Below are 22,613 nucleotides of genomic sequence, written 5' to 3' on the forward strand. Positions count from 1 at the left end.
GAAATCTACACGGCCAGGGTCGAGGCGGGTTACCGCCAGTTCTGGCGCAACTATTGTGCTGCGGCCTCGGAAGGCGGCGAGGGCGCCTGACCGTGCCGGGTGGAGCGAAGCCTCGAATCGCGCCGGCCACCTTAGTCCTCCGGAAACCATGCGGCGCTGCGCGACCGTGCAGGTTCATGGCTCCGAAAGCTATCTCTGGGCATGTGGCGCCAAAAAGGGTGCGCTAATGCTCGGTTTCGTCTTCGGCTTGAACGCCCGGCTCGGGCGATTGCATTTCTTCCTCGCGACGGTCGCGCTTGCGATCGTGATGACGGCGATCTGCTTTGCAATCGCAATGGCCGTGCTGAACAACACCTCGCCCGGCGCGATCCGACCCGAAGACCTCACCAAGAGCTGGGCGATGATGGTCGCAATCGTGTTCTTCGGAGTTGCGACCGTCACGCTGCAATCGATGCGCATCCGCGACATCGGCTGGGATCCGGTCTGCGTGGTGCCTGCCTGGTTCGCGCTCATGATCGTCGACCATGTCGTCGCGGGCCGGTTTCCGGCCTGGGCAATTGGGCAGGAGCACCAGGCAACGGCGATCGGCGCGCTCGTCAACCTCGCGCTGATGCTCGCGCTCATGTTCTGGCCGAGCGGCGACAGCGAAGGCTCCTACGGCGCTCCCCTCCCGCCGCGCACGCGCGCGAACAAGCCTTCGCTATCGAACGAGCGCCTCGCGCGGGTGTCGCAGGGATCGTCGCGGCCGACTTGGGGCTAGACGAACGGCAGCTTGATGTTGCTGCGCTTCTCCAGCCATTCAGGCACCGGAAGGCTCTTGGCGCGCATGAAGTCGGCGTTGAACAGCTTCGACTGGTAACGGCTGCCAGAATCGCAGAGCACGGTGACGATCGTCTTGCCGGGCCCGAGCTGTTTTGCGAGACGCATCGCGCCGGCAACGTTGATGCCGGTCGAGCCGCCGAGGCACAAGCCTTCGTGCTGGAGCAGTTCGTAGATCACCGTAACTGCTTCCGCATCGGGAATGAGATAAGCGTCATCGACCTTTGCGCTCTCGACGATTGCGGTCGCGCGGTTGAGGCCGATGCCCTCGGTGATCGAGCCGCCCGGCGTCGCCTTGGCATCGCCCGTTCTGAAATATTCATACATGCCGGCGCCATGGGGATCGGCGCAGGCGATCCTGACGTCCTTGCTCTTCTCTTTCAGGAAGCGGCTGGTGCCGGCGAGCGTGCCGCCGCTGCCGACCGAGCAGACGAAACCGTCGATCTTGCCGCCGGTCTGCTCCCAGATCTCGGGACCTGTGGACTCGTAATGCGCCTTCGCATTGTCGAGGTTGTTCCACTGGTCGGCGAACAGCACGCCGTTCGGCTCCGTCTTGCGCAACTCGTCGGCGAGGCGGCGGCCGACATGCTGATAGTTGTTCGGATTGGAATAGGGCAGTGCCGGTGATTCCAGCAGCTCGGCGCCGCACAGCTTCAGAAAATCCTTCTTCTCCTGGCTCTGCGTTTCCGGGATCACGATCAGCGTGCGGTAGCCGCGGGCGCTGGCCACGACCGCAAGGCCGATGCCGGTATTGCCGGCGGTCGATTCCACCACGAGACCGCCGGGCTTGAGCTCGCCGCGCTTCTCGGCCTCAAGGATCATCCATTTGCCGGCGCGATCCTTCACCGACTGGCCGGGATTCATGAATTCGGCCTTGCCCAGGATGGTGCAGCCGGTCAGTTCGGAAGCGCGCTTGAGCTTGATCAGCGGGGTGTTGCCGATGGCTTCGACAACGTCGTTGTTGATGGTCATGTCTGGGCAAATCACTGGCAAAGGGGTTGATCAGGTTGGCCAGAACCTAGTGCTTGGGAGGCCAAAGGGGAAGGCTTTTGCGCTGCGGCGAAACCGGCGGAAGTGCCCGTCGAAGCAGTGAAATTCTTGCGAGGGACGATGGCCGATGATGCTGGGCTACGCGGCGCCGACAACAGTAGGAAGATCGGGTCGGACTCTGCCAAAACATGGAAGATTACGGCCGTCGTCGGCGCACTCGCGACAATTCATCGCCTTTGGGCGGGACGCGTCGATAACGACGCGCGTGGATAGCCTGCAGAAGCCGGCAGACATATCGGCACGACGAATGCCTGTTTATTTTCGACGGTAAACAACCTCGTGGACCGGCTCGGCCGGCTTCGCGACCAGCTCTGAAGCCGGATTGCGAGCGCTACGGACGAATTAAAGCCACTGAAGTTGGTGTGGCGGCAATATCACATGAAATGTTGGTAAGCTTGAATGCGCTCCGGAACGGCTTCGAGATTCAAGAAAGTACTGCAGGACAGAGACTTTTTTCAATTTGTTCGCCGCGGGATCGTCGCACTTTGGCGACCATCTCGCAACTGCGGGACTGTCCCGCTGTTCCGCACCCGGCTAGTATGGGTGTCCGGTTCCGTAGAAAGCCTCACCTTGTGAACGAGTTGTCCAAAGCCCCCCGACTGTGCCGCCGCGAATCGGTTACTCCAGCTGCGCGGTGGCGGCTCGATCTGCCCGGCGGGGGGTATGTGTGACACAGGATGTTCCTGCGATCGCTGTGCGGCGGTCTCCAGGCGCCACGTCCCGGACGCGACGTGCGGCGCGCTGGCTTGCGGTCGTTTGCCTTGCCGCCGGCTCGGGCGCTTGCGTGTTGACGCAGGATCTACCTGATCCCGCGCTCGACGTTCCCACGCAGTACAAATACGCGGGCAAGGCGGATGCCCCGCCGTCGCTGGATTGGTGGCGCAGCTTCCGCTCGTCGGAGCTGACACAGCTGATGGAGGAGGCGCAGACCGTCAACCTCGACATTGCCGCCGCCGTGTCGCGCATCGTCGAGGCTGACGCGCAGGCGCGGCAGGCGGGTGCGGCGCTGCTGCCGAGCCTTTCCGGCACCGGGCAGGAGGCCTATTCGCGCACCTCCGGCTCCTCCGCCTCGGGGCTCACCAATGGCGGCCGTGAGGTCGTCAACTACCAGGCTTCGCTGAGCGCAAGCTACCAGCTCGATTTCTGGGGCCAGAACCGGGACGCCCTGCAAACGGCGGAAGAGACGGCAAATGCCAACCGCTTCGATCGCGACGTCGTTGCGCTGACCACGCTCGCAGGCGTCGCTAACGCTTACTTCCAGGTGCTGGCCTCGCAGGATCGCATCCGGACGTCACAGCGCAACATCGCGAGCGCGCAGCGCATCCTCGATGCCGTCAGGGAACGGCGCAAGGCCGGCACCGGTACCGATCTCGACGTCGCCCAGCAGGAGAGCGTGCTCGCAAACCAGAAGGCACTGGTGCCGCCGCTGCGCCAGACGCTCGACCAGAACGTCAATGCGCTTGCAGTCCTGGTGTCGCGGCCGCCGGAGAGCGTGCGCGTGCTCGGCGGCTCGCTGAACCGGATCGCTATACCCCGCGTGACACCCGGTCTGCCGTCCGAGCTCTTGACCCAGCGCCCCGACATTCGTCGGCAGGAGGCGCAGCTCGCCTCGGCGACGGCGAATATCGGCAATGCCCGCGCGCAGTTCTTTCCGACGATCCAGCTGACCGGCAATGGCGGCTATCAGAGCTCCGCCCTGGTCTCGCTGTTTCAGCCGCATGCGGCGTTCTTCCAGCTGGTTGGCAGCGCGACGCAGCCGATCTTCGACGGCGGCAAGATCCTCGGCAATTTCGAGTTTGCCAAGGCGCGGCAGGACGAACTGCTGCAGACCTACCGCAAGACCATCATTCAATCCTTTGCCGACGTTGATAACGCGCTGTTCTCGATCAAGCAAACCACGATCAGGCTGCAATTGCAGCGTGACGTCCTCAACGCCTCCCGCCGCGCATTCGATCTCTCCGAACAGCAATTGCGCGCCGGCACCGCCGACATCGTCACCGTGCTCAACACGCAACTGACCCTGTTCCAGGCGGAAGACGCGCTGTCGCAGGCGCAACTTGCCCGCCTTCTTGCTATCGTCAGCCTGTATCAGGCGCTCGGCGGCGGCTGGGAGCCGAGGATGGAGAAACCGGTCAATGCTCTTTAAGCCGGATACGAAGCAAGGCGCGAAGGAGGGAACGGCGAAGAAGCCGCGCGGGCGCGGCTTCATCATGCCCCTGATCACGCTGGCGATCCTCGGCGGGCTTGGCTACTACGGCTGGAGCACCTGGCACCAGCAGCCGCAGCAGGCGAACGGCCGCAACCAACGGCCCGATCTGCCGGTACCAGTGCTGGCGGCGACGCCGCGTATCCAGGACGTTCCCGTTTATCTTGACGGCGTCGGCGCGATCCGCGCGCTCAACACCGTGACCGTCCGCTCGCAGGTCGACGGCAAGCTGATCGCGGTGAATTTCACCGAGGGCCAGGACGTCAAGAAAGGCGACGTGGTCGGCGAGATCGACCCGGCGCTCTACCAGGCGACGTACGATCAGGCTGTCGCGAAGAAGGCCCAGGACCAGGCCCAGCTCGCCAACCAGCGTATCGACCTCACGCGCTACGAGCAGTTAGCTGCCTCCAATGCCGGATCCAAGCAGCAGGCCGACACCCAGCGCGCGCTGGTCGCGCAGACGGAGGCGCTGGTGAAGGCCGATCAGGCCGCGATCGACAATGCGGCGGCGACGCTGAGCTACACCAAGATCGTGGCACCGATCTCGGGCCGCGCCGGCCTGCGCCAGGTCGACCAAGGCAACATCATCCACGCCTCCGACACCACCGGCCTCGTGGTGATCACGCAATTGCAGCCGATCGCGGTGTGGTTCAGCCTGCCGCAGCAGCAGATCATGCGGGTCAACGCCGCGGCGGCGAAGGGCGCGCTCGCGGTCGACGTGTTCGGCAATGACGGCCTCACCGTGATCGACACCGGCAAGCTCACCGGCATCGACAACCAGGTCGACCAGACCACGGGAACGCTCAGGCTCAAGGCCGAATTCCCCAACGCCAATTACCAGCTCTGGCCCGGCCAGTTCGTCAATGTCCGCCTCAAGGTCGAGACCTTGACGCAGGCGCTGGTGGTGCCGACCTCGGCCGTGCAGCGCGGACCGATCGGCACCTTCAGCTATGTCATCGGCGAGGACAACGTGGTTGCGGCCAAGCCGGTGACGGTGACGCAGCAGAACGAGCATGACGCCGTGATCGCCAGCGGCCTGTCGGCGACCGACAACGTCGTCACCACCGGCTTTGCCAATCTGTCCGATGGCTCCAAGGTGGTCATCGGGCGCGACGACCAGACCCCGTCGGCCGATCTGGCGCCGCGCAAGCGCTCGCGCGGGCCGGATGGTCAGAAGAAGGGCGGCGCAAAAGACGGCCAGAAGGACGGACAAGACAAGGACGGCGAGTTCCGCGCCAAGCGCAAGAGCAGCGAAGGCGACCAGAAGGGCCAGACCGGACCGGCACCAGGGCCTCCGTCAAGTCCTGGTGCATCGGGAAGTGGAGCCAAGCAGCCATGATCCCGACAACAGCCGCCTGAGCGCAGGCGCATCCCATGGGCGTCTCCGAACCCTTCATCCGACGGCCGATCGCGACCTCGTTGCTCGGCATCGCGCTTCTGATTGGCGGGCTGCTCGGCTATTTCGCGCTGCCGGTGTCCGCGCTGCCGCAGGTCGATTTCCCGACCGTGCAGGTGACGACGCAATTGCCCGGCGCGAGCCCCGACGTGATCGCCTCGCTGATCACCGCGCCGCTGGAGCGGCAACTCGGCCAGATCCCGTCGCTGTCGGCGATGAACTCGACGAGCTCGTTCGGCGTCAGCCAGATCTCGCTCCAGTTTGATCTCAACCGCGACATCGACGGCGCGACCCAGGACGTCCAGGCCGCGATCAACGCTGCGGCCGGCGTGCTGCCCAAGACGCTGCCTTATCCGCCGACCTACGCCAAGGTGAACCCGGCCGATGCGCCGGTGATGACGTTGGCGCTGCGCTCCGACACGATCTCGTTGCGGGCGATGAGCGACATCGCCGACACGCTTCTGGCGCAGCGGCTGAGCCAGATTTCCGGCGTCGGGCGCGTCTCTGTGCTCGGCGGACTGAAGCCAGCCGTCCGCATCCAGGCGGATCTCGCGCGGCTGGCCGCCTATGGCATCGCCATGGAAGACCTGCGCACCGCGATCGCCAATGCCAACGTCTCCGGGCCAAAAGGTTCGCTCGACGGCGCGCAGCAATCCTACATCATCGCCGCCAACGACCAGATCGCCGCCGCCGACGCCTACAAGCCCGTCATCATCGCCTACCGCAACGGCTCCCCCGTCACCATCGCCGACGTGGCGCAGATCGTCGATGGGCTCGAGAACGACCGTACCGGCGGCTGGTACCAGGGCTCGCCCGCCGTCATCATCGACATCCAGCGTCAGCCGGGCGCCAATGTGATCGACGTCGTCAGCCAGATCCGCGCGGAAATCCCAAAGGTTCAACGCGCTATTCCGGCCGGCGTGAACCTCACCATCGTCTCCGACCGCACCGTCACCATCCGTGCCTCGGTCCGCGACGTGCAGTTCACGCTGATCCTGAGCGTCGTGCTGGTGACGCTGGTGGTGCTGCTGTTCCTGCGTTCGCTGCGGGCCACGCTGATCGCCGGCGTGGCGCTGCCGCTGTCGCTGATCACCAGCTTCGGCATCATGTATTTCGCCGGCTTCAGCCTCGACAATCTGTCGCTGATGGCGCTCACCATCGGCACCGGCTTCGTCGTCGACGACGCCATCGTCATGATCGAGAACATCGTCCGCCACATGGAAAACGGCGATAGCGCGATGGAGGCTTCGCTAAAGGGCGCCAGCGAGATCGGCTTCACCGTGATCTCGCTGACGGTGTCGCTGATCGCGGTGTTCATCCCGCTGCTGTTCATGTCGGGCCTTGTCGGCCGCATGTTCCGCGAATTCGCGCTGACGCTGACGATCGCGGTCGTGACTTCGGCCGTCGTCTCGCTGACGCTGACGCCGATGATGTGCTCGCGCCTGCTGAAGCATGCCCATGAAGAGCTGGCAGTGCCGGGTCTTGCCGCGGTCAGCCATTTCATCGACCGCACCGTCGAGTTCTATCACCGCACGCTGCTCTGGGTGCTGGAGCGCCAGCGCGCGACGTTGGTCGTGACCTTCGCCACGCTGATTGCGACCCTGGCGCTCTATGTCGTCGCGCCAAAGGGCTTCCTGCCGCTGCAGGACACTGCCTCGATCACGGCGGTGACGGAAGCCGGTCCGGACGTGTCGTTCGCGGAGATGCAGAAGCGGCAAGCCGCGGCGGCCGACGCCATCAAGGCCGACCCCGATGTAACAGGCGTGGTCTCGGTGATCGGTGCTGGTTCGGTCAATCCGACCACCAATGTCGGCCGTCTTGTCATGACGCTGAAACCTCGCGGCGAGCGGCGCGATGATGTCAGCGTGGTCATCACCCGGCTGAAGGAGCGAGTGGCCGCCATCCCCGGCATGACCGTCTATTTCCAGCCGGTGCAGGACGTGCAGATCTCGACCCAGTCGAGCCGCTCGCAATACCAGTACACGCTGACCGGCACCGACGCTGCCCTGGTGTCGGAATGGACGCGCAAGCTGGTTGCCGAGATGCGGCGCGATCCGCTGTTCCGCGACGTCTCCTCGGAGGCGCAGGAAGGCGGTCTGCGGGCGCAGCTCACGGTCGATCGCACCCGCGCCGGCCAGCTCGGCGTCAGCCTCCAGGGCATCACCGACACGCTCAACGACGCCTTCGCGCAGCGGCAGATCTCGACCATCTACGGCCAGGCCAACCAGTACCGCGTGGTGCTGGAAGCGCTGCCGATGTACCAGCGCGATCCCTCGATCCTGTCGAAGCTCTATCTGCCGGGCGCGGCGAGCGCGACTGCCGGCGCGCCCAACGCACAGGTGCCGCTCTCCGCCGTGGCGACGTTGACCCGCACCACCGCGCCGCTCGCGATTTCGCACCAGGCGCAATTCCCGTCGATCTCGCTCAGCTTCAATCTCGCCCCGGGCGCGGCGCTCGGCGACGCTGTCGAGGCCGTTAAGACCATCGAGACCCGGATCGAGATGCCCAACAGCATCGTCGGCGTCTATGCCGGCGACGCCGCCGAATTCGCCAAGGCGTTGGCGGGCCAGCCCTGGCTGCTGCTCGCCGCCGTCATCACGATCTACATCGTGCTCGGCGTGCTCTATGAGAGCTACATCCACCCGATCACGATCCTCTCGACGCTGCCCTCGGCCGGCGTCGGCGCGATCCTGGCGCTGATGCTGTGCGGGCAGGATCTCTCGGTGATCGGGTTGATCGGCATCATCCTGTTGATGGGCATCGTCAAGAAGAACGCGATCATGATGATCGATTTCGCGCTCGAGGCCGAGCGCGGGCAGGGGATGCCGGCGCATGAGGCGATCGTGCAGGCCTGCCTCTTGCGCTTCCGCCCGATCATGATGACGACGCTGGCCGCGCTGTTCGGAGCGCTGCCGCTGGCGATCGAGAGCGGCACCGGCGCCGAGCTGCGCTTTCCGCTCGGCATCTCCATCATCGGCGGCCTGCTGCTCAGCCAATTGCTCACGCTCTACACCACGCCGGTGATCTATCTCGCACTCGACCGCATCAACCGCCGCCTCGAGCACGCGCTGCCGCCGGCGGAGTCCGGCGGGCCGCCCGTCGCGGGCGCGACCGAGGGGATGCAGTGATGGCATCGATCTCGGAGCCCTTCATCCGCCGCCCGGTCGCGACCACGCTGCTGTCGATCGGGTTGTTCCTGCTGGGTATCGTGGCCTACGAGTTCCTCCCGGTCGCCTCGGTTCCGAACGTCGATTTCCCCGCCATCTTCGTTTCCGCCAGCCGTCCCGGCGCCGACCCGTCCGTGATGGCCGCGACGGTCGCCTCGCCATTGGAGCGGCGGCTCGGCGAGATTGCGGGCATCAACCAGATCACCTCCACCTCGTCGCTCGGCACGACCAACATCCAGCTCCAGTTCGACATCGGCCGCAACATCGACAAGGCCGCACGTGACGTGCAGGCGGCGATCAACGCGTCGCTGGTCGACCTGCCCAGCGATTTGCCGACGCTGCCGCGCTTCCGCAAGGCCAACACTGCCGGCGCTCCCGTGTTCGTGCTGGCGCTGACCTCGAAGACGCTGTCCGCAAGCGCAATCTACGACGTCGCCGATACGGTTTTGGCGCAGCGCATCTCGCAGGTGCCGGGCGTCGGCGACGTCACGGTGTCCGGCGCCGATCAGCCGGCGGTGCGGGTGCAGCTCAATCCCGTTGCGCTGTCGAACGCCGGCATCGCCACCGACGACGTGCGGACTGCGATCATCAACGCCAACCCGCTCGGTCCGGTCGGCATCTTCAACGGCGAGCGCCAGAGTGAAACGCTGTCGCTCAACAGGCAGATGCGGACCGCGAAAGAGTTCCGCGACATCGTCATCAAGAGCTCGAACGGCAATTTCGTCCGGCTGGCCGACGTCGCCGACATCGAGGACTCCGTCCGCAACGCCCGTTCCATCGCCTGGTTCAACAAGCAGCCGGCGGTGCTGATCCAGATCACCAAGCAGGGCGATGCCAATGTCATCGACACCGTCGACCGGGTGAAGGCGTTGATCCCCGCGCTGAAGCAGTGGATTCCGGCCGGCGTCGATATCTCCACCTTGGTCGACCGCACCAGCACGATTCGCGCCAGCGTGCTCGACATGCAGTGGACCTTGTTCGCGACGGCCATTCTCGTGATGGTCGTCGTGTTCGTATTCCTGCGGCGGCTCACGCCGACGATCGCGGCCGGAATCTCCGTGCCGCTGGCGCTGGCCGGGACCTGCGCCGGCATGTGGGTCGCGGGCTTCTCGATCGACAATCTGTCGCTGATGGCGCTGGCGATCTCCGTCGGCTTCGTGGTCGATGACGCCATCGTCATGATCGAGAACATGTACCGCAATCTCGAGCACGGCATGCGGCCGCTCCAGGCGGCATTGGACGGCGCCCGGCAGATCGGCTTCACCGTGGTGTCGATCAGCCTGTCGCTGATCGCGGCGTTCACGCCGCTGATCTTCATGGACGGCATCGTCGGCCGGCTGCTGCGCGAGTTCTCGCTGACGCTGACCTTCGCGATCCTGGTCTCGACCCTGGTGTCGCTCACGGTGACGCCGATGATCTGCGCGCACTACATCCGGCAGACCACGTCCGGCACGGCGACCCTGTTCGACCGGATCATCGAGGGCTCGCTGTCGCGCATCGTCGCTTCCTACACCCGCACCTTGCGCACCGTGCTGGAATATCCGCTGCTGACGCTGCTGGTGTTCTTCGCCACCATCGCGTTGACGGTGACGCTCTACATCAAGATTCCCAAGGGCTATTTCCCGACCGACGATTCCGGCTTCGTTATCGGGGCGACGCGCGCCTCGGCCGACATCTCGTTTCAGTCGATGTTGAGCCTGCAGCAGCGGCTCGCCGACATCGTAATGCAGGATCCTGCCGTGGCCGGCATCGGCTCCACCGTCGGCAGCGGCGGCGGACCGGGCGGCGCGACCTCCAATCGCGGCACCATGTTCATCAGCCTGAAGCCGCCGGAGGAGCGCGACCACGTCTCGACCCAGGTGGTGATCGACCGTCTCAGGCGAGCGTTATACCCGGTGCCCGGCATCCGCCTGTTCATGTTCGCCGCCCAGGACGTGCGCGCCGGCGGACGGCAGAGCGATTCCGACTACCAGTACACGCTGACCAGCACCGATCTCGGGTTGCTCCAAAAGTGGGCGCCGATCGTGGCCAAGCGCATGGAGAGCGTCGAGGGCATCACCGACATCTCCAGCGACCGCGATCCCGGCGGGCTTCAACTGACCTTGTCGATCGACCGCCAGAAGGCCTCGGCGCTCGGCGTCCGCGTCCAGGATATCGACAACGCGCTCAACAACGCGTTCTCGCAGCGGCAGATCGGGATCATTTACACCCAGCGCAACCAGTACATGACCGTGCTGGAGATCGACCCGAAATTCCAGGTCGACCCGTCCAACCTCGAACGCATCTATGTCGCCGGCGCGGGCGACGCGCAGGTGCCGCTGTCGGCCGTGGTGCATGCGACGCGCGGGCTGGCCGCGCTCGCGGTCTATCATTCGCAATCGTTCCCATCGACCACCGTGTCGTTCAATCTGTTGCCGGAGGTGCAGATCCAGGCCGCAACGCAGAACATCCAGCGCGCGGTCGAGGAGCTGCACATGCCGGAAGGCATCCGCGGCAGCTTTGACGGCAATGCCGGGGATTTCGCCAAGACCAGCGGCCGCCAGCCGCTCCTGATCCTCGGCGCGCTGGTGGCGATGTATATCGTGCTCGGCGTACTCTATGAGAGCCTCGCCCATCCGCTCACGATCATCTCGACGCTGCCCTCGGCGGGTCTGGGCGCGCTGCTGGCCTTGCAGCTCACCAACACGCCACTGACGGTGATCGCCTTCGTCGGCATCATCCTGTTGATCGGCATCGTCAAGAAGAACGGCATCATGATGGTGGATTTCGCGCTCGATGCCGAGCGCCAGCGCGGCCTGTCTTCGGCGGAGGCGATCTTCGAGGCCTGCCAGGCGCGCTTCCGGCCGATCCTGATGACGACGATGGCGGCGCTGTTCGCCGGCATTCCACTGGTGGTCGCGACCGGGCCCGGCACGGAGCTCCGCCGACCTCTTGGCATCACCATCATCGGTGGGCTGTTCGTGTCGCAGATCCTGACGCTCTACACCACGCCCGTGATCTACCTTCTGATCGACCGCCTGCGCCGACGGCGCGAGCCGCGCCCGCTGGCCGCGCCGGCGGAATAGGCGGGTTGTTGAACCGCCCTGCAAAGCGTATAGCGGCGACCATGTCGCACCCCACCGCCGCCGCGCCGGCCGATTCGATCCCCGAATGCCCGCACTGCCAAAAGCCGATGCCGCTGTGCATCTGCGACAGCGTCACGCCGCTCAAAAACCGCCTTGGACTCCTGATCCTTCAGCATCCGCAGGAGCAGGACAGGGCGCTCGGCACCGCCCGGCTGCTTGCGAAGCATTTCGCCGGTGCCACGCTGCGGGTCGGCTTGTCCTGGCCGAGCCTGTCCAAGGCGCTGGGGCAGCCGATCGAGAACGCCTCGCACTGGGCCGTGCTCTATCTCGGCTCCGCGCACGCCGCCGATCTCGAGGCCGAGGGCGAAATCCTGGCCCTCAACCGCAAGGGCGAGGTCGCGGACAACCAGCGCGCGCGCCTCGGCAAGCTCGAAGGTGTGGTGCTGCTCGACGGCACCTGGAGCCAAGCCAAGGCCCTGTGGTGGCGCAATCCCTGGATGCTGAAATGCCAGCGCGTCATCCTCAATCCGGCCGCGCCATCGCGCTACGGGCGCCTGCGCAAGGAGCCTCGGAAGGACGGACTGTCGACCATCGAGGCCGCAGCGACGATCCTCTCCGTTCTGGAGAAGCGCCCGGACATCGCCGAGACGCTGAATGCCTGTTTCGAACGGATGTTAACCCGCTACCGCGAGGTTCAGACCGAGATGCCCGAATTGGCGCCAAAGCCGCCGGTCAAGGACCGCCGGCGGGGTGTCCGGCGGCGCAAGCGAGCCTGAGTCCGGTCCGGATCATCCGTACGGCCGATTGTCCCGCGAGAGGCGGGCGGATAGAGACCATCGGCCAACAGGCCGCGATCTGCTATTCTGTCGCACCATCGGAACGCCGGAAGCGGAAAGGGCCGTCGCATTCAGCTTGCAGCCAAGGAGATCCTTGCCCAGGCGACGCGGTTCGATCGTTGGGGCACGCTTGCCCTGATGGACATTTCGCTGCGCTACAGGCGCACTGTGATCGGCCCGCTCTGGATTACGCTGACGCTCGCTGCGACCATTGCCAGCGTCGGCACGGTCTATGCGGCACTGTTCAGGCAGGACATCGCGAGTTTTCTGCCGACCTTCGCTGTCGGCCTGATTGTCTGGACGCTGATCGCGACGACGCTGCAGGAAGGTTCCAACATCTTCGTGGCTTCAGGCCATTTGATCAAGGCCGTGCCGGCGCCGCTGATCGTGCATGTGCTCCAGATGATGGCGCGCAACGTCCTCATCTTTGCGCATCATCTGGTGATCGTCGTCCTGCTCTATCTCGTGATGCCGTGGCCGCTGCATGCGAGCATGCTGCTCGCGGTGCCGGGCATTGCGATCCTGCTCGTCGTGCTGCTCGGCGGCTCGGTTGCGCTCGGCATGCTCTGCGCGCGGTTTCGTGACATCGGCTCGGCGATCGTCAGCGGCCTGCAATTCGTATTCTTCCTAACGCCGATCATCTGGACCGAGGACACCGTGCGCGGCACCGCGTTTTATTGGCTGATCCGCGCCAATCCGTTTGCAACGCTGCTCGATCTGGTCCGCAGGCCGCTGCTGTCGCAGCCGACCGATGCGGAGCAGTGGCTGCTCGGGATCATCTATGCGGCCGTCGTGGCCGTCATCGGCCTCGGCTGCTACGCGAAATACCGCCATCGCGTGGCGTATTGGCTGTGAGGCGCGAGATATGACCCCCGCAGCTCATATCGCGCTTCGCAACGTCTCGGTGAGGTTTCCGGTGCTGTCGTTCCGCGACCGCTCGCTGCGCAGCCGGTTCGTCAGCGCCGTGACGCTGCGGCGGAACACAGCGGTCCCGCACATCGTCTCGGCGTTGAACGACGTCAGCCTCGATATCCGTGCCGGCGACCGCGTCGCCATCATCGGCGCCAATGGCGCCGGCAAGACCACGCTGCTTCGGGTGCTCGCCGGCATCTACCATCCGACGTCCGGCAGCGTGGACGTGCTGGGCCGCTGCCAGCCGCTGTTCGATCTCTCGGCCGGATTCGACGAGGAAGCGACCGGCTACGAGAACATCATGCGGCGCGGGCTCGTGATCGGCGCACGGCGCTCCGAGATCGATGCCCGGCGCGCGGAGATCGCCGAATTCACCGAGCTCGGGGACCGGCTCGACCTGCCGCTGCGCACCTATTCCAGCGGCATGATGCTGCGCCTGATCTTTGCGGTCGCAACCGCCGTCGAGGGCGAGATCGTGTTGCTCGACGAATGGATCGGCGTCGGCGACCAGCAGTTCCGCAAGAAGGCGCGGCAGCGGCTCGACGAGATCGTCGTGCGCGCCGGCATCCTGGTGCTCGCCTCGCACGACGTCGCGCTGATCAAGAGCACCTGCAATCGCGCGATCCTGCTGGAGGAGGGGCGGATCGTGGCGGCCGGCGCGACCGATGAGATTCTCGGCCAATATCTCGGCGGCGCGAAGGCGTAGCTGCCCGGTCGGGGTTGCCTAAATCCGTGATCCCCTATATTGCTCCGCCCTCGTTGGGGCCACGTGGCGGAGTGGTTACGCGCCGGTCTGCAAAACCGTTTACTCGGGTTCGAGTCCCGACGTGGCCTCCATCACAACCTCCTGATATCTCAGCAATATTCGATCGGGTCGCGCCTGCTATGGGCCCGCGCGAGCGATGCATGCTGGCCGCGCACACCGGGTTTGCCCGGGGCCCGGCGGAAACCCGTCATTCAGCCTGCTGGCATAGTCTTCGCATCTGCGAAGTGATGCATCCCAACGATCGAGCGCTGGAGAGCACGTGAGCGAAATCGTCCGATTTGTCCCGAAATCCGAGCTGGAGCGGGCTCGCCTCATTCGCGAGGCCCGCGCGATCTATGACAGCATCTTTCCGCCGGCCGCACCCGACCAGGCGCCGCAGGACGGCGGAGAGCGCCTCAAGACCTGATCGCGGGCATGCCGAATCTCGCGGCGTAGGGCCCATAGCAAAACGCCCGCAGAGCGCGGGCGCATCGGCTCACGGTGAAATTGGTCTTAGCAGGCCGCGTACCAGCCGTCGGGAAACGGCAGCAGGGGCCATGCGCCCTCGTTGTCATTGGCGGCTTTGGGCTTCGCGTAATAGGTCCACGAGCGCGGCACGAAATCCTCCCCCGGCACGACCGCCAGATCGTCATGGACTATGGCGTCCTGGACGGCATCCAGCAGCAAGTTGAATTCGGCTTCGCTCATCACACCCTCCGGACCGGATGGCGCAATGTCGCAAAGCCGGCTTGTTTCCCGATTGAGCCGATCGTTCGCATTTTAACGATCGGCCAATCGGGTCCCGATTGGTGAGCGATTGATGAAATCCCGTTGGGAAACTTAGGTTCCTGCCGGATGCCCGCAGTGTGAAGGAGGTCACATCTTCGGCTGTTTATTTCTCCTACCCGTTCGCACACCGGCCAACACAGGCCGGCGGGCAGGGCAGAACGGGAGACTGGTCATGAAGGCGAGATTCTTGCGGTTTGCGGGTGTGAAAAGCCGGGCGCGTCGCGCCTCGACGGTCGGGCTGTTCCTGACGCTGTTTGCGTCCGCCGCCCATGCGCAGCAGGGAACGCCCGAGCAGCGCCGGGCCTGTACCCCCGACGTCTACCGGCTCTGTGCCGGCGAAATCCCCAACGTTCGCGCCATCACGGCCTGCCTGCGCCGCAACAGGCCAAGCTTGAGTGAGGCTTGCCGCACCGTGTTCGATCAAGCCGGCGGCTGACATACCGGCCCTGTGGGCCTGTGCGCAGCAAGTGGCTCGCGCGGGCTCGCGAATCCGGCATAGTCGGCCTGTGGATATACCTGTGGGTATGCTGCGGACAGGCTGTGGAACAGCGGTGATGTGCTTCGGATGCCGCCCGCAGATGCGTCCTTTGATCGTCATATCTCTGCCAAATGACCTCACCGCATGATTCCCTGATCGTGCAGATCGCGGCGTATCGCAGGATCATGTGGTTCTTCCGAATCCGGAATTGCGCGCTGCGGCGTCCGCATTCACGAATAGTTTTTGTGCAGCCGCCTGCCCAAATGGCGGGCTCCCTCCATCCAATTTTTTGTACGCCCGCGGACAAGCTTTCCGGTCCGCTCTCCTCCTAGGCTCGCTTCCGAGATCTGGAACATGGCCATTGCCATGACAATTCGAAGGAGCTGGAGATGGAGAGACCGGTATTGCCCCTGGCGCGGGGGAACGCGCGTGCATCGCTGTCCTGGCGCAAGGCCGCGGTCGGCGCCGCGGTCACTTTCGGCGCGCTGGCAGCCGCGCCCCTGAGCGCGCAGGCTGCGGCGCCTGCGGCCTGCGCCGCGCTCCAGGACAAATATCCGGACTGGAAGGGCAAGACCCTCGTCAACGCCATCAACCCGCACACGCCCGGCTATGAGACCATCGATCCGAAGGACCCGAGCAAATATATCGGCTTCGACATCGATCTCGGCGAAGCCATCGGCGAATGCCTCGGCTTCAAGCTGACCTACAAGCCGGTGACGTTCGCGGCGCTCCTGACCACGCTGGCCGCGGGACAAGCCGACATCGTCATTTCCGATATCTACGCCACCAAGGAGCGCGCCAAGGCCGCCGACTTCATCACCTATTCGAAAGTGTTCGACGGCGTGCTGGTGGCCAAGGGCAATCCGAAGGGCATCAACGGCATCAACATGTCGATGTGCGGCGCCGCTGCCGCAGAAAACACCGGTTATGTCGAGGTGCCCCTGATCCAGGCGCTGATGCCCGAGTGCAAGAAGGCCGGCAAGGCCGAGCCGACCGTCCAGCTCTACGACAACAACGCCAACTGCATCCAGGCGATCCTCGCCGGTCGTGCCGACACCTATGTCAACGACGTCAACACCGTCGACAGCGCGGTCAAGGCCTATCCGGACAAGCTGGAGAAGGCGACCGCGGTGACGATCCCGTATTCCGTCGGCATCGCCGTTCCGAAGGACAAGCCGAAATTCCGCGACGCCGTGCTCGCAGCCCTGATCGAGGTCCAGAAGGCCGGCACGCATATGGAGCTTCTGAAGAAGCATGGGCTCGACGTGAACAACTTCAAGGAGCCTGACATTCTGACGGCCGACTGATGTCGCTGTTCCTCCATTACCTGAGCATGCCGTATCTGCTCGAGGGCATCGAGCTCACCCTCGAGGTGACTGCCCTCGGGCTCGGCGGAGGATTGATCCTCGGATTGATCCTCGCCGGCATGCAGCTCTCCCGCTTCTGGCTGCTGGCGGCGATCGCCAGGGCCTACACTGTGATCTTCCGCGGCACGCCGCTGATCCTGCAAATGGTGTTCGCCTACGACGCGTTGCCGCATATCGGCATCAAACTGCCGGCGGTGCTGGCCGCCGGCCTTGCGCTGGCCTGCAACGAGGCGCCGTTCATCGCCGAGATGCTGCGTGCCGGCGTGCTCGGCGTCGATCGCGGGCAGGTGACGGCGGGCCAGGCGCTCGGCATGACGCCGCGGATCCTGATGTGGCGGGTGATCGCGCCCCAGGCGATCCGCACCATGATCCCGGCCTTCGGCAACGAGGCCGTGAGTGCGCTGAAGAATTCGTCGCTCGCCTCCGTGGTCGCGGTCCAGGAGCTGACCTTGCGCTCGACCCAGCTTGCGTCCTCGACCTTCGACTTCTTCTCGATCTTCTTCGCCTCGGGCTTGCTGTATCTCGTGCTGACCTTTGCCATCAGCATCATCCAGCTTTTTGTCGAATGGCTGCTCGATCTCGACCGCGCCAAAGGTCGCCAGCGCAAGCTCGCCGATTATCTGCCCTGGCGCCGCGTCGATCTCGCCACCAAGCTCGAACTTGCCGCAGCGACCGTCGACGTCCCGGTGTCCGCACAGGCAGAGCTCACCGACACGCCCCCGCGGGCGCTGACCCGCGAGGAGCGCACCCGGCGTGCGGCAACGATTTCTCGAAACAACATCGCGGTCGAGACCAGGGACCTCACCAAGAGCTACGGCACGCAAAAGGTGCTTGGCGGCCTCGATTTTACGGTGCGTGTCGGCGAGGTCGTCGCACTGCTCGGGCCCAGCGGCTCCGGCAAGAGCACGCTGCTCCGCTGCATCAATCATCTCGAAAGCTGGGACGGGGGCACCGTGCGCGTCGGGGGACGCCGTCTCGGTTTCGACGACAACGGCAAGCTGCTGCCGCCCCGCGCGATCGCCAATGAGCGGGCAAGCGTGGGCGTCGGGATGGTGTTCCAGCAATTCAACCTGTTCGCCCATCTCTCGGCGAAGGAGAACATTGCCGGTCCCTTGCGCTGGGTGCACGGCATGACCCGCATCGATGCCGATCGCCGCGCCGCCGAGCTGCTCGACCGGGTCGGGCTGTCGCACCGCGCCGACGCGCTGCCGCGGCATCTCTCCGGCGGTCAGCAGCAGCGCGTCGCGATCGCCCGAGCGCTCGCACCGAACCCCAGCGTGCTGCTCCTGGACGAGCCGACCTCGGCGCTCGATCCCGAGCTCGTCAGCGAGGTCCTGGAGGTGATCCGGCGGCTCGCCATCGATGATGGCCTCACCATGATCATCTCGACGCACCAGATCCGCTTCGCGGACGAGGTCGCCGACCGTGTCGCTTTCCTGAGCGGCGGCACGATCATCGAGGAGGGGCCCGCGCATGAGGTTCTCTCCAGCCCCCGCAATCCGCTGACTGCGCGTTTCCTCAGCGTGATGGAAACCGACAAGACTCCGGAGGCGGTGCGATGAGAGCCGCACCCGCAACGTTCAAGACCGCGTTTCCAGAAGAGGCCACCTCATGAAGCATTTCACGCTGCCGGTTTCGCCGAAAACCGTCCACTGGGGCTATTTCTCCAAGAAGGTCGCGCCGGCCCTGACGCTGCGCTCGGGCGATCGCGCCACCATCGAGACGCTGACCCACCACGCCAACGACGATTACGAGCGCATGATCCAGGGCGATCCCGGCGCCGAGAGCGTGTTCCAGTGGACGCGCGAGCACAAGGCAGTCGCGCGGCGCGGCTCGGGTCCTGTCGAAGGCCCATTCATTCGTGGCGCAGGCGAGGGGATCGGCGTGCATCTCCTCACCGGTCCCGTCGCGATCGATGGCGCCGAGCCCGGCGATATCCTCGAAGTGCGCATCCTCGATATCAGGCCGCGGCCCAGCTGCAGCGCCTGTCATGCCGGGCGGTGCTTCGGCTCCAACGTCGCCGCGAATTGGGGGTTTCACTATCACGATCTGATCGAGGAGCCGAAGCCGCGCGAGGTCGTCACCATCTTCGAGCTCGACACCTCCGGCGAGCCCTGCGCCAAGGCGGTCTACAACTATGTTTGGACGCCGCAGACCGATCCTGACGGCATCGTGCATCCGACCATCGATTATCCCGGCGTGCGCGTCGATCACGCCACCATCACGAAGCGGGAGAACATTCTCGCGAGCGTCAAGGTGCCGGCACGGCTGCATTTCGGCACCATGGGGCTCGCACCGTCGGAGGCCGATTTCGTCAGCTCGATCCCGCCGAGCTATACCGGCGGCAACATCGACGACTGGCGCATCGGCAAGGGGGCGCGGATGTTCTATCCGGTCGCGATCCCCGGCGCCTATTTCTCGGTCGGGGATCCCCATGCAGCCCAAGGTGACAGCGAGCTTGGCGGCACCGCGATTGAGACCTCGCTGACCGGCGATTTCGAGTTCGTTCTGCACAAGAAAGCCGATCTCGCCGGCACCAGCCTCGAAGGTCTCGACCATCCGATGCTGGAGACTGATCAGGCCTGGTCATTCTACGGCTTCACCTATCCGAACTACCTTGCCGCGCTCGGCGTCGACGCACAAACCGAAATTGCCAATCACTCGAGTCTCGACCGTGCGATGCGCGACGCGTTCAGAAAACTGCGCCGTTTCCTGATGACCGTGCACGGCCTCAGCGAGGACGAGGCCATCTCGCTGCTGTCGGTCGGCGCCGATTTCGGCGTCACGCAGGTGGTCGATGCCAACTGGGGCGTTCACGGCACGATCCGCAAGAACATCTTCCGATGTGACTAATGCTTTGAAACACATTCCATTTTGGGATGAGGACGTGACCAAGGAGCGTCACTTGCGGCCCGTCGCTGCGACGGATGATCGCGTGCGTCTGGCACAGAGGTTGCTTCGATCCACTGCAATCTGGGTCGATCCGATGAGCTTCCGTCCCTTCACCAGCGAGTCCTACGCGCAAGACGACCGCCCCGAAGCCTGGCGGGACGTGCTGGCCGCGGTTGGCCTGCAACCTGCTACCGGTCATTCCTTCTTCGACGGGCATGCGACCGCATCGCATCGTCAAGCCGCGGGTGTTGCGCTCACGCGCATGGCCGCGGGCGCACAGACCATCGGACCGCTCGCGCAATCCGACGACGACGTTCCGATTGCGCTGATGCCGGTCGAAGACGGCATGGTGCTCAACAGTGCCGGCGGCCATCGCATCGTTCCGGTGGGCCATCTCGTGCTGCTGCCGCGGAGCGGGGACTGGAGTATCGTGTTCCAGCGCGACATGCGCGCCATCGTGCTGTCGGTGAAGTCGGAGGCGCTGCACGGCCGCCTCTCGGGCAGGCCGCGGCTCGGCGAACCCAGGGTCGTTCCGCCCAGCGGCTTCGCCGACGTCTTCGCGCGCTTGATGGACGCGACCGCGCGCACGCTCGACACCCTGAGCGATGCCGAATGGAATGCGGTCACGCAGTCGCTCGTCGATCTCCTGCTGACACTCGCCCATCAATTGGCGGCTTCGACGTCCGACGCCGGATCGAGCGCGACGCAGTCGGCACTCCTGCACCGGATCTGCCAGAGCATCGAACGCCGCCTCGACGATCCCGAGCTGGTGCCCGCGCGCGTCGCGCAGGCCGAAGGAATCTCCGAGCGCTATCTGCAAAAGCTGTTCGAGACGGTCGGCGACAACTTTACTCACTACGTGCGCGAGCGGCGGCTGCAGCGCGCCTGGGCCGATTTGTCCAATCCGTCCGAGGCGCATCGTTCGATCTCGGAGATCGCCTACGCCTATGGCTTCGGCGATTCCGCGCATTTCAGCCGCGCCTTCCGCCATCGCTTCGGGCTGCCGCCGCGTGAGTTTCGCCAACAGGAGGCGGAGCGGGCGACGACGCAGCAGGGGATAACCGGTCAGCGCGGCTGGCCGCAGGATGCGCTGGCGCAGCTTCGCGTGCACCAGGCGAGTGCCGAGGCGCGCGGCAATCTCGCCCGTACCGACATCGATGAGCCGAGGACGGCCGAGCGCAAGCATCATCATCTTCCGGTCGAAGCCGACCGCGTTCATTGGGGATATTTCAGTCGCGCGTTACGGCCGCAGCTCGAGATCGCCTCGGGCGATACCATCACCATCGAAACCCTGACGCAGCACGCCTCGGACGATCCTGAGCTGATGATCGCGGGCGATGCCGCCGCCGAAGACGTATTCGGCTGGACCAAGGCGAGGAAGAACGTGGATCGGCGCGGCGCGGGTCCAATGGATGCCAGCATATTCGGACGCGGCGCCGGCGAAGGCTTTGGCGTGCACATCTGCACCGGGCCCGTGTCGGTGAAGGACGCCCAGCCCGGCGACGTGCTGGAAGTGCGGATCCTCGACATCGTGGCGCGCACAAGTCGCCATCCCAAACATTCAGGCCGCGTGTTCGGCTCCTCGGTCGCGGCCTGGTGGGGCTATCATTACGACGAATTTCTGTCAGGGCCGAAGCCGCGCGAGGTCGTGACGATCTACGAAATCTTCGACGACGCCGATGCGCCGCACGCCCGCGCGCTGTATTCCTATCGCTGGGAGCCGCAGACCGACCCGTTTGGCGTGGTGCACTCCACTTACGACTATCCCGGCGTTCCCGTCCTGCCCGGCACGGTAAAGCGCCGCCACGCCGTGCTCGACGGCATCCGCATTCCCTTGCGCCCCCATTTCGGTGTGATCGCGGTGGCGCCGCGCGAGGTGGATTTCATCGACTCCGTGCCGCCGTCCTATTTCGGCGGCAATCTCGACAATTGGCGCCTGGGGAAGGGGGCGACCGTCTATCTTCCGGTGTCCGTCCCCGGCGCATTGCTGTCAGTCGGCGATCCCCATGCCACGCAAGGCGACGGCGAATTGAGCGGCACCGCGATCGAATGCTCGATGACCGGAACGTTCGAGGTGATCCTGCACAAGAAGGCCGATCTCGCCGGCCAGCCCTTCGCCGATCTCTCTTATCCCCTGATCGAGACCGAGACCGACTGGGTCCTGACCGGATTCAGCCATCCCAACTACCTCGCCGAGTTCGGCGCTCAGGGCCAGAGCGAGGTCTACGCAAAATCCTCGCTCGACCTCGCCATGAAAGATGCGTTCCGCAAGATGCGGCGCTTCCTGATGAACGTGAAGGGCCTCAGCGAGGACGAGGCGATCGCGCTGATGTCGGCCGCCGTCGACTTCGGCGTCACGCAGGTGGTCGACGGCAATTGGGGCGTGCACGCGATCATCAGCAAGCGCCTGTTTCAAACCTTCCCCTAGACAAGCCTTCCCTTGAAAGAAGCGCCGTAACAAGGAACCCCAGTGAAATTCCACATGATCAGCGGCGGACCGAAGCCGGTCGCGCCCTTCAGCCACGCGGTGGAGACCGACGGTTTTGTCTTCGTCACCGGCCAGATGCCGGACACGCCGCAAACACCGGGCGTGTTGCCCGACGGCATCGTCGCGCAGACGGGGGCGGTGATGGAGAATTTGAAGGTAGTATTGGCGGGCGTCGATCTCGGTCTCGAACACGTCGTGATGACACGCATTTATCTCACACGTTTCAAGGAAGACTACACCGCAATGAACGAGACTTATCGCGGGTTCTTTCCGCCCGACCGCCTGCCGGCCCGCACCTGCGTCGGTGTCACCGGGCTTGCCTACGACGCGCTGATCGAGATTGACCTGGTCTGCCGCCGGCCGTGAGGCGACAGCCCGTAGCCCGGATGGAGCGAAGCGCAAT

At 65.0% G+C, this 22,613-nt stretch carries 17 protein-coding genes and 1 tRNA gene; 16 read left to right on the forward strand and 2 right to left on the reverse strand.

Features of this window, described 5'->3' with window-relative positions:
• Positions 1–226: 226 nt before the first annotated feature.
• Positions 227–760 carry a DUF805 domain-containing protein gene (locus IVB47_RS13465; protein WP_247360921.1) on the forward strand — a complete coding sequence of 178 codons (534 nt, stop codon included), beginning with the start codon at positions 227–229 and terminating at the stop codon, positions 758–760.
• On the opposite strand, the gene IVB47_RS13470 is transcribed toward IVB47_RS13465, so the two are convergent.
• Positions 757–1,791 (reverse strand): cysteine synthase A, encoded by a 1,035-nt coding sequence (locus IVB47_RS13470; RefSeq protein WP_027566889.1) that lies wholly within the window; start codon positions 1,789–1,791, stop codon positions 757–759. The two genes, IVB47_RS13465 and IVB47_RS13470, sit on opposite strands and share 4 nt — an antisense overlap.
• Positions 1,792–2,563: 772 nt before the next feature.
• On the opposite strand from IVB47_RS13470, the gene IVB47_RS13475 reads away from it, so the two are divergent.
• The 9 genes from IVB47_RS13475 to IVB47_RS13515 all read left to right on the forward strand — a co-directional run bounded on the left by IVB47_RS13475 (position 2,564) and on the right by IVB47_RS13515 (position 14,623).
• The gene (locus tag IVB47_RS13475; protein ID WP_247463151.1) at positions 2,564–4,015 is read left to right on the forward strand and encodes an efflux transporter outer membrane subunit; all 1,452 of its coding nucleotides are present in this window, start codon (positions 2,564–2,566) and stop codon (positions 4,013–4,015) included.
• Entirely contained in the window at positions 4,005–5,414 is a 1,410-nt protein-coding gene (locus IVB47_RS13480) for an efflux RND transporter periplasmic adaptor subunit (RefSeq protein ID WP_247462074.1), read from the forward strand. Before IVB47_RS13475 ends, IVB47_RS13480 begins: the two co-directional genes overlap by 11 nt.
• Before the next feature lie 35 nt (positions 5,415–5,449).
• Positions 5,450–8,599: an efflux RND transporter permease subunit gene (locus IVB47_RS13485; protein WP_247462076.1), complete on the forward strand. Its 3,150-nt coding sequence runs from the start codon at positions 5,450–5,452 to the stop codon at positions 8,597–8,599.
• Positions 8,599–11,703 carry an efflux RND transporter permease subunit gene (locus tag IVB47_RS13490; RefSeq protein ID WP_247462079.1) on the forward strand — a complete coding sequence of 1,035 codons (3,105 nt, stop codon included), beginning with the start codon at positions 8,599–8,601 and terminating at the stop codon, positions 11,701–11,703. Before IVB47_RS13485 ends, IVB47_RS13490 begins: the two co-directional genes overlap by 1 nt.
• Before the next feature lie 41 nt (positions 11,704–11,744).
• Positions 11,745–12,479, forward strand: coding sequence for a tRNA-uridine aminocarboxypropyltransferase (locus tag IVB47_RS13495; protein WP_247462081.1), 735 nt, complete (start codon positions 11,745–11,747; stop codon positions 12,477–12,479).
• Between the two features lie 198 nt (positions 12,480–12,677).
• The gene (locus IVB47_RS13500; RefSeq protein WP_027566895.1) at positions 12,678–13,394 is read left to right on the forward strand and encodes an ABC transporter permease; all 717 of its coding nucleotides are present in this window, start codon (positions 12,678–12,680) and stop codon (positions 13,392–13,394) included.
• 10 nt (positions 13,395–13,404) lie between these two features.
• Positions 13,405–14,157: an ABC transporter ATP-binding protein gene (locus tag IVB47_RS13505; RefSeq protein ID WP_027566896.1), complete on the forward strand. Its 753-nt coding sequence runs from the start codon at positions 13,405–13,407 to the stop codon at positions 14,155–14,157.
• Between the two features lie 57 nt (positions 14,158–14,214).
• Positions 14,215–14,288: transfer RNA gene (locus IVB47_RS13510), tRNA-Cys, on the forward strand.
• Positions 14,289–14,476: 188 nt separating this feature from the next.
• On the forward strand, positions 14,477–14,623 hold the full coding sequence (locus tag IVB47_RS13515) for a hypothetical protein (protein WP_247462082.1): 147 nt from the start codon (positions 14,477–14,479) through the stop codon (positions 14,621–14,623).
• Positions 14,624–14,709: 86 nt separating this feature from the next.
• Here the strand turns inward: IVB47_RS13515 and IVB47_RS13520 are convergent, their stop codons facing one another.
• A complete protein-coding gene (locus IVB47_RS13520; RefSeq protein WP_027566897.1) occupies positions 14,710–14,904 on the reverse strand; it encodes a hypothetical protein in 195 nt (64 codons plus the stop codon).
• A gap of 253 nt (positions 14,905–15,157) precedes the next feature.
• Here IVB47_RS13520 and IVB47_RS13525 point away from each other — a divergent pair, with 253 nt between their 5' ends.
• The 6 genes from IVB47_RS13525 (at position 15,158) to IVB47_RS13550 (ending at position 22,576) form a co-directional block, all read left to right on the forward strand.
• A complete protein-coding gene (locus IVB47_RS13525) occupies positions 15,158–15,421 on the forward strand; it encodes a hypothetical protein (RefSeq protein WP_247286100.1) in 264 nt (87 codons plus the stop codon).
• A 431-nt stretch (positions 15,422–15,852) separates the two neighbouring features.
• Complete coding sequence (locus tag IVB47_RS13530) at positions 15,853–16,770, forward strand: ABC transporter substrate-binding protein (protein WP_247462084.1); 918 nt, start codon at positions 15,853–15,855, stop codon at positions 16,768–16,770.
• Positions 16,770–18,392: an amino acid ABC transporter permease/ATP-binding protein gene (locus tag IVB47_RS13535; protein ID WP_247286098.1), complete on the forward strand. Its 1,623-nt coding sequence runs from the start codon at positions 16,770–16,772 to the stop codon at positions 18,390–18,392. The genes IVB47_RS13530 and IVB47_RS13535 overlap by 1 nt, the downstream gene beginning before the upstream one ends.
• 49 nt (positions 18,393–18,441) lie before the next feature.
• On the forward strand, positions 18,442–19,683 hold the full coding sequence (locus tag IVB47_RS13540) for an acetamidase/formamidase family protein (RefSeq protein WP_247462087.1): 1,242 nt from the start codon (positions 18,442–18,444) through the stop codon (positions 19,681–19,683).
• Positions 19,684–19,816: 133 nt separating this feature from the next.
• Positions 19,817–22,150, forward strand: a complete 2,334-nt coding sequence (locus IVB47_RS13545; protein WP_247462088.1) for an acetamidase/formamidase family protein — start codon at positions 19,817–19,819, stop codon at positions 22,148–22,150.
• Positions 22,151–22,192: 42 nt separating this feature from the next.
• Positions 22,193–22,576, forward strand: coding sequence for a RidA family protein (locus tag IVB47_RS13550; RefSeq protein ID WP_247462090.1), 384 nt, complete (start codon positions 22,193–22,195; stop codon positions 22,574–22,576).
• The last annotated feature ends 37 nt before the right edge of the window (positions 22,577–22,613 follow it).

The sequence above is a fragment of the Bradyrhizobium sp. 62 genome (assembly GCF_023073035.1).
Lineage (GTDB): Bacteria > Pseudomonadota > Alphaproteobacteria > Rhizobiales > Xanthobacteraceae > Bradyrhizobium.

What these genes read in the sequence shown, in the direction of transcription:
- IVB47_RS13465 (WP_247360921.1), top strand. Translation starts at nt 227, where the DNA reads ATGCTCGGTTTCGTCTTCGGCTTGAACGCCCGGCTCGGGCGATTGCAT.
- IVB47_RS13470 (WP_027566889.1), bottom strand. Translation starts at nt 1,791, where the DNA reads ATGACCATCAACAACGACGTTGTCGAAGCCATCGGCAACACCCCGCTG.
- IVB47_RS13480 (WP_247462074.1), top strand. Translation starts at nt 4,005, where the DNA reads ATGCTCTTTAAGCCGGATACGAAGCAAGGCGCGAAGGAGGGAACGGCG.
- IVB47_RS13485 (WP_247462076.1), top strand. Translation starts at nt 5,450, where the DNA reads ATGGGCGTCTCCGAACCCTTCATCCGACGGCCGATCGCGACCTCGTTG.
- IVB47_RS13490 (WP_247462079.1), top strand. Translation starts at nt 8,599, where the DNA reads ATGGCATCGATCTCGGAGCCCTTCATCCGCCGCCCGGTCGCGACCACG.
- IVB47_RS13495 (WP_247462081.1), top strand. Translation starts at nt 11,745, where the DNA reads ATGTCGCACCCCACCGCCGCCGCGCCGGCCGATTCGATCCCCGAATGC.
- IVB47_RS13500 (WP_027566895.1), top strand. Translation starts at nt 12,678, where the DNA reads ATGGACATTTCGCTGCGCTACAGGCGCACTGTGATCGGCCCGCTCTGG.
- IVB47_RS13505 (WP_027566896.1), top strand. Translation starts at nt 13,405, where the DNA reads ATGACCCCCGCAGCTCATATCGCGCTTCGCAACGTCTCGGTGAGGTTT.
- IVB47_RS13520 (WP_027566897.1), bottom strand. Translation starts at nt 14,904, where the DNA reads ATGAGCGAAGCCGAATTCAACTTGCTGCTGGATGCCGTCCAGGACGCC.
- IVB47_RS13525 (WP_247286100.1), top strand. Translation starts at nt 15,158, where the DNA reads ATGAAGGCGAGATTCTTGCGGTTTGCGGGTGTGAAAAGCCGGGCGCGT.
- IVB47_RS13530 (WP_247462084.1), top strand. Translation starts at nt 15,853, where the DNA reads ATGGAGAGACCGGTATTGCCCCTGGCGCGGGGGAACGCGCGTGCATCG.
- IVB47_RS13535 (WP_247286098.1), top strand. Translation starts at nt 16,770, where the DNA reads ATGTCGCTGTTCCTCCATTACCTGAGCATGCCGTATCTGCTCGAGGGC.
- IVB47_RS13540 (WP_247462087.1), top strand. Translation starts at nt 18,442, where the DNA reads ATGAAGCATTTCACGCTGCCGGTTTCGCCGAAAACCGTCCACTGGGGC.
- IVB47_RS13545 (WP_247462088.1), top strand. Translation starts at nt 19,817, where the DNA reads ATGAGCTTCCGTCCCTTCACCAGCGAGTCCTACGCGCAAGACGACCGC.